The organism is Shimia biformata (assembly GCF_016888515.1).
In the GTDB taxonomy this organism is placed as follows: domain Bacteria; phylum Pseudomonadota; class Alphaproteobacteria; order Rhodobacterales; family Rhodobacteraceae; genus Shimia_A; species Shimia_A biformata.
Genome location: NZ_JAFEJK010000001.1, coordinates 3094946 through 3105326, shown reverse-complemented (window position 1 = coordinate 3105326; position 10381 = coordinate 3094946). Strand labels below are relative to the sequence as shown.

Annotated in this window: 7 protein-coding genes; all 7 read right to left on the bottom strand. The window is 60.4% G+C overall.

What is annotated here, in order from left to right; translation table 11 throughout:
- Window positions 1-200: 200 nt before the first annotated feature.
- Window positions 201-3092 carry an FAD-binding and (Fe-S)-binding domain-containing protein gene (locus tag JQ863_RS15215; protein WP_204114997.1) on the bottom strand — a complete coding sequence of 964 codons (2892 nt, stop codon included), beginning with the start codon at window positions 3090-3092 and terminating at the stop codon, window positions 201-203.
- A 28-nt stretch (window positions 3093-3120) separates the two neighbouring features.
- Window positions 3121-4404 (bottom strand): TRAP transporter large permease, encoded by a 1284-nt coding sequence (locus JQ863_RS15210; RefSeq protein WP_204114996.1) that lies wholly within the window; start codon window positions 4402-4404, stop codon window positions 3121-3123.
- Entirely contained in the window at window positions 4401-4901 is a 501-nt protein-coding gene (locus tag JQ863_RS15205; RefSeq protein WP_204114995.1) for a TRAP transporter small permease, read from the bottom strand. Before JQ863_RS15205 ends, JQ863_RS15210 begins: the two co-directional genes overlap by 4 nt.
- Before the next feature lie 80 nt (window positions 4902-4981).
- A complete protein-coding gene (locus tag JQ863_RS15200; RefSeq protein WP_204114994.1) occupies window positions 4982-5977 on the bottom strand; it encodes a TRAP transporter substrate-binding protein in 996 nt (331 codons plus the stop codon).
- A 35-nt stretch (window positions 5978-6012) separates the two neighbouring features.
- A complete protein-coding gene (locus tag JQ863_RS15195) occupies window positions 6013-7941 on the bottom strand; it encodes an amidohydrolase family protein (RefSeq protein WP_275411566.1) in 1929 nt (642 codons plus the stop codon).
- Window positions 7942-8367: 426 nt separating this feature from the next.
- A complete protein-coding gene (locus JQ863_RS15190) occupies window positions 8368-10047 on the bottom strand; it encodes a hypothetical protein (RefSeq protein WP_204114992.1) in 1680 nt (559 codons plus the stop codon).
- A complete protein-coding gene (locus tag JQ863_RS15185; protein WP_204114991.1) occupies window positions 10008-10328 on the bottom strand; it encodes a hypothetical protein in 321 nt (106 codons plus the stop codon). The genes JQ863_RS15190 and JQ863_RS15185 overlap by 40 nt, the downstream gene beginning before the upstream one ends.
- Between the last annotated feature and the right edge of the window lie 53 nt (window positions 10329-10381).

The following is a 10381-nucleotide window of genomic DNA, read 5'->3' as shown; positions in this document are numbered from 1 at the left end:
GCCAAAACCCAGCAATCCCCCAAAGCGGACACCACCTCGAAAAACAGTTGGTCGAATCCCGCGGAAACGGGACACGTTGACAATGAAGAGCGGCCCCATTCGGCGCGTGATTGTCAGACGCTCCAATTGCGCCAAACTGTCTATCAACCCAAAGGGCTGCGGTTCCAACTGGGTGAAAGTTCAGCGCAAGGACACGCGGGCTACCCTCTGCGCGCGGGGGGGGGTGCTTGGGTTCCGTCGAAAACTGTTGCCAAAGCTTCTATCGGGTGACGCGTTCGCACACCGGCAAATCGTTTGACCTGCGACCGGCAGGAAAAACCTGTTGCCAGAAGTGCGCCCTTGCTTTCGGCGACCTGTTCGGCCCAGTTGAGCGCATATATCTCTTGCGACATCTCGCGGTGTTCGGCTTCGTGCCCAAACAGACCCGCCATGCCGCAACAACCGGCCCGCCGGGTATTGAGTGTCAGTCCGGCCGCCGAGAATATCATTTCCCAGCGTTTCAGGTTGTTCGGATCGGCCGAAGTTTCGGTGCAATGACCAATCATTGTGAATTCCTGTGCCGGGACCCTTGGCAAATTCCGACAGCGCGCGGCAAGAAAGTTGTCGACGGACTGTGGGGCCAGGCCCTTTGGCAGTGCAGAAAAGTCCTGCCGATAGAGCATCGTCACGGCGGGTTCGACGCTGATCAGCGGTATGCTCGTTGACGCAAGCCGTTCGAGATCCCGCGCGGCTTTTGACTGGACCTTCGCGAAGTCCGCCAGATAGCCCCGCACCTGCGCCGCCTTTCCGTTTCTCAGGATGGGCGTGTGAAAGACCCTCAAACCCATGTGCGTCAGCACACGCGCCGTTGCTTCCAGAACCGCCGGTTCGAAAGGTCCGAGGAAACTGTCACACAACAGGATGACCGCGCGATCTCTGTCGATGTCTGCCGGCACGTCTTGCCCCGGTTTCAGCCGGCGTGACCCGGCAGCCGCAAGCCGCGCGTGCAGGCCTTTGCGGTCAAATGCCGGCAGGTCGACCAGTCCCGCCAGCCGCGCCACCAGCGGGCGGCCGAGGGTCAGCGCAGCATTGGCGACATGTGGAATCCGCGCCGCCGTCAGGGTCAGGTCCTCCATCCGGCGGATCAGAGCGTCGCGCAGACTGCGTCCGCCGCCGCCGTCGGTTTCGTCAAGGAATCGCGCCTTCATCGTCGGAATGTCCACCTGCACCGGACATTGCGAAGTGCAGGCCTTGCAGGACAGGCACGTGTCCAGAGATTGCGCCAGTGCAGCCTGAGCATCACTTGCATCCTCTCCTGTCGTGCGGGCGTGCAGCCAGTCTCGGAACAGCGATGCGCGGCCTTTGGGAGATTGCACTCGATCCCGCGTCACCTTGTAGGACGGGCACATTTCCTGCGCCGTGTCCCAGTGGAAACACAGGCCGTTGCCGTTGCAGTCGCTGGCCTTGGCATAGTCCACCTGACCGGCGATCACCTGATCGCGGGCGCCGCGAAAGGGGATGCCGTCGATCGGGTCCACTTGCAGGTCGGTCTGCGCCGCTGTGACCAGCTTGCCCGGATTCAGAAGGTTTCCGGGGTCGAAGGCGGCCTTGATCTGCCGAAGCAGTCCGAACAGTGCCGGGCCAAAAACCTGTTCGACATACTCGCCGCGCACGCCCTTGCCATGCTCGCCCCAGATCAGTCCGCCCTGCCGCTGCGCCAGGCGGGTCACCGCGTCCGAGATCGGGCGGATCATCGCGCGGTGTTCGGGCCGCGTCATATCCATCAACGGACGGACATGGACACAGCCGACATCGGCATGGCCGTACATGCCGTATTCCAGCCCGTTTGCATCCAGAATGTCGCGGAACTCACGCACGAAACCGACAAGGTTTTCCGGCGGCACGGCTGCATCCTCGACAAAGCCGGTTCCCTTGAGGCGCCCCTTGCCTTTGCCCATCAGACCGACCGCATCTTTCCGCAAACCGTTCAATGCGTTCATGGTTTGCGGATCGCGTGTGGCTACGACGCCTTGTGCCTGCCCGCGCATCGCGGCGCGTTCGACATCGGCAAGCTGCCGGTCGATGTCATCGGCGCTCGGGCCGGAGACCTCGACAAAAAGAAAGCCGCCACAGGCAGAAAGCGCCGTGCCGAGGACGGGTTCCAGGGTAGGCCAGGACGGGGTGGTCTTGCCAAGATTGACGGTCACGTCATCAAGGAACTCGATCGCCAGCGGATCTGCATCCAGAAGGTCAGAAACAGCGTCCATCGCGGTCAGGCTGTCGGCATATCCGACGATCGCCATGCCGGTACATTCCGGCAGTGGCATCACCCTGAGGGTCAGTTCGGCGGCAATGGCCAGTGTTCCTTCGGACCCGGCTAGCAACTTGGCCAACCGCAGGGTGCCATCGGTTCCGCGAACCTCGTCCAGATTGTACCCGGTCAGACCGCGGTTCATCACTGGAAAGACCTGGGAAATATCCTCGGCGTGCTTTGGCAGCTCCCGGCGAAGTAGCGATACGGCCTCACCCAGGGGGCCGGCCGGCGCGTCCTCTTCCGCAATTAGGTCGCCGACCTCGGCAATGCTGCCATCGGCCAGTACAACCTCGGCCGAAACCAGGTAGTCCGAGGTCCGTCCCAGTTTGCGCGACCCCTTGCCCGAGGCGTCGGTCGCCACCATTCCGCCCAGTGTTGCGCGGGACGCGGTCGAGACGGCAGGCGGAAAGAAATACCCCAGCGGCTTCAGATATGCGTTCAGCTGATCCAGCACGACACCCGGCTGCACCCGCACAATGCCCGTGGCGGCATCAAAGCCCAGGATACGGTTCATGAAGCGGGACGTGTCCAGCACCACGCCTCCGGTCAGCGATTGACCGTTGGTTCCGGTGCCTCCTCCACGCGGCGTGATCGACAGGCCGGCACAGGCAGCCGCTGCGACGGCGGCCCTGATATCGCCGATGTTGCAGGGTTCGACCACGCAGGCCGGCTCACGGTAATAGATCGAGTTATCCGTCGCGTTGACCACGCGCGCGGCGCGGCCTGGTCGCATCCGACCGGAGAACCCGACCGTGGCCAGCGTCCGTAGAAAGGTCGCGACCTCCGGTCTTGCAGTCATTGTCTGATCCACTTCTTTCCGGCGCGGCCTAGCGTATGAAGGACGGCAGGAACAACGTCACCGCAGGCACATAAGTCACCAGCATCAACACGATGAAGGACACCAACAGCATTGGCCAAAGCGCTAGGCTGAGCCGTTCAATCGACTGTTTGCTGATCGCCGACGCTACAAAGAGCGAGTAGCCGAACGGCGGCGTCGCCATGCCAATCGCGAGGTTGATGACCACCAGGGCACCCAGATGGATCGGATCCAGACCAAGCTGTGCACCGATCGAGGACAGCGTCGTTCCAAGGATGATCATTGCCGCAATATTGTCCATGATCGCGCCGATGAACAAAAGAAACAGGTTCAGGATCAACAGGATGACAATCGGGTTGGTCGAGATCGACATGATGCCCCCCGCAATGGCCGAAGGCAGTTGCTCAATCGCGACCAGCCAGCCAAAGGCCGAAGCGATGGCGATGATGAAACAGACGATTGCCGAGGTGCGCATGGACGCCATGATGATCGACGGCAGCGCGTCCAGTTTGATCTCGCCATGAACAAACAGGCCGATGACAAGCGCATAGAATACTGCGATTGCCGACGCCTCGGTCGGTGTAAACACCGACCCGTAGATGCCGCCAAGGATCAGCACCGGGGCCAAAAGCGACCACTTGCCTTCCCAGATACTCTGGGCCAGTTCCTTGCGGGTGGCGCGCGGCTCGCGGGGGATATTCGGGCTGCGGCGGGCGACGACCCAGCACACCAGCATCAGGCCAAGGGCAATCATAAGCCCGGGGATGATCCCGGCAAGGAACAGCTGATTGATCGACTCTTCAGCCACGACGCCCCAGATAATCATCGGGATCGACGGCGGGATCATCTGACCGATGGGTCCCGCGGCGGCTGAGAGGGAGGCCGAGAAATCGCGCTTCCATCCGCGTTTTTCCATCTCGGGGATCATAATGCCGCCGATTGTCGCGGTCGTTGCCGGCGCCGAGCCGGAGATCGCCGCAAAGAATGTGGCCGACAGGACGGTTACCATGCCAAGTCCGCCGGTCACATGCTGAACCAGCGCCTGGCAGAACTTGACCAATCTGCGCGACAGGCCACCGTGCATCATCAGGTCACCCGCCAGGATAAAACCGGGAATGGCGAGGATCGAGAAGCTCTGCGTGCCCGCGATCAGACGTTGGGCCAGGATCACAAGCGGGAAATCCGCCATGTAAAGCCCCAGAACCGAGGCGATCCCAAGACCAAATGCGATGGGCACGCCACCGAACATTGAAATGAGGAAGGTCGCAAGAATGGCGATGGCAACGGCACTCATCCGATGATCTCCTTGGGCTGGCCGGCCTCGTCCACCGGCTTGAAGAAACGGGCCAGCGCGTGCAGCGCGCCCAGAACGCCGCAGACCGGCGCGGCAAGGTGCAGCACTTCGATCGGCAAACGCATGGCGGCCGAAACCTGTCCCATCGTGCTGACCGTGTACTCATACCCCGAGACAGCAAGCGCGATGCAGAACAGCAGGATAACCAGGGTGATCACCCGGTTCCAGAAGGCCTGAAATCCCCGCGGCAGGTATGAAATCAGCACATCCAGCCGAACATGCGCCATGTCGCGCAAGATGCTGGTCGCCGCCAGAAGCGTCGTCCACGTGAACAGCATCAGGGCCAGTTCCTCGGACCAGACAAGCGACGAACCCAGCACATAGCGGGAATACACTTGCAATATGAGAGAGGTCATCATGACAACGGTCATCACGATAACCACCCAGTTTGTGGCACGCGCTGTCCAATAGGACAGCCTGTCGAGCAGATGGATCATGCCAGCCCCCTCGTGTCTTGGTTGGATGTGCAAAGAAATGGGCCGGCGCCGCGCGGGATGCGGGGCGCCGGCGAATGGGGCTAGCCCTGAACGGTGGCCAGCGCCTTGTTGAACAGCGCCTCACCGATGGCGCCTTTGAACTCGTTGTAGACCGGCGCAACCTGCGCACGGAACGCGGCCGGGTCGTCGATGTCATTAACGGTCATGCCGGCGTCCTGCAGATGCTGCACCAATGCCGCGGACGCTTCGGCAACCTGAGCGCGCTGCTTTTCGATCGCGGCGGTTGCCGCATCCCGGAAAGCGGCCTGTTCGTCTTCCGACAGTTTGTTGAACATGCGTTCCGAGGCCATAACGCCGAGCGCCGAATAGGTGTGCTTGGTCAGCGACAAGTATTTCGTGACCTCCGGGTAGTTGTTGGCTGAAATGACCGCCAGCGGGATTTCCAGCCCGTCGATCGTGCCCTGCTGAGCCGCAGTAAAGGTCTCCGACCATGCCATCGGTGTCGGGTTGCCGCCCAGCGACGAGAACATACCGATAAAGACCGGGTTCTGCATCGTGCGGAACTTCACGCCTTTGACGTCCTCGGGGCTCGTGACGGGGCGGGTGTTGTTGATCATGTGGCGGAAACCGCCTTCGGCAAAGCCAAGCCCGACCATGCCACGGCCCGACAGTTTGCCAAGCACTTCCTGACCGACTTCACCGTCCAGAACCGTATGTGCCTGTGCTTCGTCGGCAAAGAGGAATGGCATGTCATTCAGCTGAAATGCCGGGTCGAGGTTGGCGATTGCCGCATTGGTTATGATGCCAACATCGAGCGTGCCGTATTGCAGCCCTTCAAGCATCTGTTTTTCGTCGCCCAATTGGTTGTTGGGGAACATCTGCACGTCGAACTTGCCGGGAAGACGTGCCTCCAGCTCGGCCTGAAGGTTGTGCGCCATGATGGCATAGGGGTCTTGTGCGCTGTCCGAGGTGGTCCAGCCCACGCGCAATGTGTCGGCGGCCATGGCCGGCAGGCCGGACACGCCAAGAACGGCAGCGGCAAGCAAGGCCCGTGCGGTGTTTCCAAGGGTTGTCATCGTGGGTTCCTCCCAAAAGAGTGTGAGTGGTGGGGTTATTCAAAGCCGTAGAGACGCGCCGGGTTGTCCGCCAGGATGCGGTCACGTGTTGCCGCGTCCGGGGTCCAATCATCCAGCATGTCGAGTAGGGCACCGTCATTGGGCATGTCGACGTTGATATAAGGATGCGGCCAGTCGGTCGCCCAAAGCACCCTTTCGGGATTGGCGCGGATGATCTCGCGGGCAAACGGCGCGATGTCGGAATAGGGCGTTTCGTTCTCGCTGGTGATCCGGTAGCTGCCGGACAGCTTGACCCAGGATTTGCCATCTGCCACCAGCGACAGCATTTGCTGGAAGCCGGGGTGTGATGTGCCCGCCGAGATCGGCATATGCCCGAGGTGGTCGAAGACCGTTTCCACCGGCAGAGATCCCAGCGTGTCGCGGATATCGGCGAACTCGGACACGTCGATCAGCATTTGCAGATGCCAGTCCAGGGCGGCGATCTTGTCAGCGATGCGGCGCACGTCGGACACTTCGACGCCCGAGCGGAACAACAGGTTCAATCGAACGCCCCGCGCGCCGTCCGCGTGCATCTGCTCCAGCTCTTTTTCCGTGATGTCTTCGTTCACCACGACCACCGCGCGCAGCTTGTCAGGATGCCGGCGCACGGCATCCAGGGTGCAACGGTTGTCACGCCCATAGACCGAGGGCTGTACGATCACGCCGCGCGACAGCCCGAGGCTTTCCAGCAGGTGAAAATACTGCGCCTCGCTTGCCTCGGGCGGCGTATAGGTGCGGTGCGGGGTGAAGGGATATTGCGCCTCGGGTCCGAAGATATGCGCATGGCAATCAGTCGCCCCCGGCGGCGGGGTGAAGCGCGGGGCGTACGGGGCAGGGTCTGCGGCGGCGCAGACCGGGATCTTGACTTCGCCCAGTGATGTCATCCGGCTTTCCTCCCAACCTTGCAGGCCACGAAGCCCAAGCCTGTCGGCCGTGCGCAGCAGGTGGTTCCACGCCGCGCGGCGTGCCTTGTCTGGATCCCCGATACGGATCGCTTCGAAAATGGTGCGTAATTCATGCTCGATATCCTGCGGACCATCGCCCCTGAGGGCGGATTTCGTGAGGTCTTCGGCAATCCCGGCGTCGATGCGCTCGTAAAGGAATTGCAAAAGGTCGCGGAAATAGGGGTTGTTGGTCGCCACGGCTACCGCCTGATGAAAGGCGCGCTGTTCCGGCAGGGCAGCATCGCCCCGCGCCAGCGTCGCCTTCACCGCATCGCAGGCGGCCTCGAGCCCTTGCAGCTGCGCCAATGTGCGGCGCCGTGCCGCCATCGACGCCCCGCCCACTTCGATTTCCATGCGCAGTTCAAGCAACTGGCGCAGATGTTCGAAGGAGGAAAGGGTCTGCGGGTCGATCTTGAACCCAGCTGCGGCCACGGGTGAACAGACGAACGCCCCGACACCGTGCCTGCTTTCGACAAGCCCGGCCTCGCGAAGCTGCGCAATGGCCTCGCGTACAGCGCTCCGGCCTGCACTGAAGTCACGTACAAGCTCTGCCTCGGTCGGCAGCTTTGCCCCGACCGGAAGCTGTCCGGACGTGATCATTGCAGACAGCTGTTCGGCGATGTCGTCGGATACACGACGACGCCCGACAGGTCGCACGCTCAGTGGGGGTGATTTTTTGGGCAAGACAACTCCTCTCTCTGGCGCAGAGCTAGCATAGGGTAAGTTGTCTGACAACAGACAACAGACAACATTTCTGACGCGGGCAAGAACACGCTCGAAGTGCGGCACCGCACTGTTCCGATACCTGCCGACAGACAAGGTCGCAACGGCGCATCGCGAATGCGCCAACAGGGTCGCCCCACTGCGGCAATTGCGGTCAGAGATCGCAAAATAAGGCCGGTTTGCCCCCGTCGCCCTGGCCAGAAAACAAGTCCTTCCCGTCGAAAACACGAAACCAGATCCCCACCGAGGCCCCGCCATTTCCTCGACAGTTGCAGTCATTCTCCAATAGTCAGGACGATGCGGTGTGGTGAAAAGGCCGGGGGCTGACTGTCTTCTTGTTCGCCGGAAGTGGGTACAACCGGCCGAATATGCGGCCGATCGATTCGGGCGGCAAATCATGCCCGCGTGAACGTCAGGGCACCGCTGGGATGCCTGGTGATTGATCGCAACTGCCTCGGGGATTGATTTCAGGGAACGACCGCGAGGCAGGCGGATACACTCATGCATCCTGGACATGAGGCGTTGCGCACACCGTAATCGGATCGAGTTCTTATTCCGAAGGCTCTGTCTGACATCAGTGCCAATGGGACAGTTTAGGGTAATTCACAAAAGAGAGCGAGATGCCCCCAGGTTCCTGGAGGCCAGCCATTTCCAGTTCGTGCTGACTGTTCTTGTCGGCGAAAGCTAAAGCCCGGCTTGTTTCAGCGCATCGACCACGAAACGGTAATGCGCTTTATCGCGAAAGCACGGTCGATACGCCCATGCCTCTGGTTTGAAACCGGGTTGAAGCTGTTTGACCTGCTCGCCGTAGCGGTGTGCAAGTGTCTGGTTATTTGATTGAACAGCCAAAACGGTCAACACCACATGCGCCCGTACGTTTGTCGGCTCTGAGCGCAGAACGTTATTGGCGTGTATCCAGGCGGCCTTTTCTCCAAGGAACATCAATGCCAATGCCAGGTTCGTTTCGATCCACACCGGAGGGTAAGGAGTCATGGTCAAGGCTTTGCGGTTTACAGCGGCTTCGTCTTCCCAGCGGCCATCATATCCCAGCAGGGCGGCGTAATAGCCCAACAGCTCGGGGCTGACAGCATTTTCTTCGACCACCGCGCGCATCAATTCGCAGGCTGCCGCAGTTTCGCCCTGAACGTTGAGAAGGAAGGCCCGCAAAGCCGTGCCGTAAAAGTCTTCTGGATCGGTTCTGATGACTTTTGCGCAGGTGGCGCGAACGTCATCCAACGCTTTCTCGAGATCGGGAACCCATCCCATCCGTATCCTGTCGAGATGGCAGAAACCCGTCGCCACCAGCGCCGGCAGATATCCGGGATCACGTTCCAGCGCATCCCGGTAGTGGTCCAGGGCTTTGGCCAGGCCTTCGCGGGTTGTTTCACTTTCACAGACCCTGCCTTTGTGAAAGGCTTCCCACGCTTCGATGGTGGTGTGGCGTGCAGCCCAGATATTCACCCATTCACCGTCGCGCAAATTCAGCTGCAAAGCCTCGACCAGTTTTGTCGCTATTCGATCGATGACCGTGAAGGGTTCTTGTGGCGCAAAGCGATAACGTTCGCTCCAGAGACACAATTGCTGTTCGGGTTCCGTCAGTTGAGCTGAAATGCGCAAGAGCCCGTCGTTGCGAACGCTGCCCGAAATGACATGACCGCGCGTTGGCGCGTTCTGGCGCGTTGCGTCGCGCAGCTCGATCATCCCGATCATCGAACTTAGAAGCGACAGCATTTCTTCATGCAAGGCTTGGGCAAAGGCGTCCAGTCGCGCATCTCCTGCGATCACTTTGAACGGTTCAAGGATCACCGTCGGACGCACGCCGCGCGGAACTGCCGAAATTGATGGGCGCGCCACGACCGAGGACGCCTGCTCATCGTCTCCAAATCCCCAGCGATGCTGGCGTTCGAGGGTCAGCCATTCCTCAAACTCGTGGTCGTTGACGTCGAGACCTTCCAGCAGTTCGGCACGGTGCGGCAAGCCTGAGCTTTCCAGAAAATCGGCCTCGATCAGGCCGGCGTCGATGGCGACTGTTTCGCGTGTGACTCTTAGAAAGCTCAATCCGAAGGCCGACAAATGTCGCCCCAAGCCGCTGAGTTCCTGCCGCAAAGATGCTGCGCCCTGCGCTGGTGCGCTGGAACTCCACAGCTTGTCCTGAAGCCACATGCGGCTGCGGATCATGTCCTTGGACAGCAATACCAGCGCCAGCAAAGCTTTGGCCTTGCGGCCTTTGGGCGTTGCGTCCCTGCCATCTGCGGTCAAAACCTGAAAAGGCCCAAAAACGTGTATCCGAGTTGGCGCTTGATCAACCGCCGGTCTTTCTTTGACTATTGGCCGCACCCTCTTATCACGATGCTGCCCATGCATTCGGCCGCAATATCCACAATCTCGAATTCGTCCAACTTGCTTTGGTCGCGCTCTACGAGTTTGTCGCCCAAGTATGGCACAACAACGTGAATTTCCGTCTCGTCGTCATAGTGGAAGTAAATCTGTTGGCTGCGATCCTTGTCCACGAACATGTCCAGGATTTCGTGTTCAATCCGTCCTACGCGACTGCCATCCCTGGCAAATTTCGCCGCAGCTGCATTCAGGATAGCATATCCGAGGTCCTTCAGGTGAACATCCGGTTTCAACTTCAATCGCGCCATAGTTTCCTCCACCGTCTTTGTTGCGATAGAAAAAGGTTAACGGATTTTTGGAT

What these genes read in the sequence shown, in the direction of transcription:
- JQ863_RS15215 (WP_204114997.1), bottom strand. Translation starts at nt 3,092, where the DNA reads ATGACTGCAAGACCGGAGGTCGCGACCTTTCTACGGACGCTGGCCACG.
- JQ863_RS15210 (WP_204114996.1), bottom strand. Translation starts at nt 4,404, where the DNA reads ATGAGTGCCGTTGCCATCGCCATTCTTGCGACCTTCCTCATTTCAATG.
- JQ863_RS15205 (WP_204114995.1), bottom strand. Translation starts at nt 4,901, where the DNA reads ATGATCCATCTGCTCGACAGGCTGTCCTATTGGACAGCGCGTGCCACA.
- JQ863_RS15200 (WP_204114994.1), bottom strand. Translation starts at nt 5,977, where the DNA reads ATGACAACCCTTGGAAACACCGCACGGGCCTTGCTTGCCGCTGCCGTT.
- JQ863_RS15195 (WP_275411566.1), bottom strand. Translation starts at nt 7,941, where the DNA reads ATGGCGGGGCCTCGGTGGGGATCTGGTTTCGTGTTTTCGACGGGAAGG.
- JQ863_RS15190 (WP_204114992.1), bottom strand. Translation starts at nt 10,047, where the DNA reads ATGCATGGGCAGCATCGTGATAAGAGGGTGCGGCCAATAGTCAAAGAA.
- JQ863_RS15185 (WP_204114991.1), bottom strand. Translation starts at nt 10,328, where the DNA reads ATGGCGCGATTGAAGTTGAAACCGGATGTTCACCTGAAGGACCTCGGA.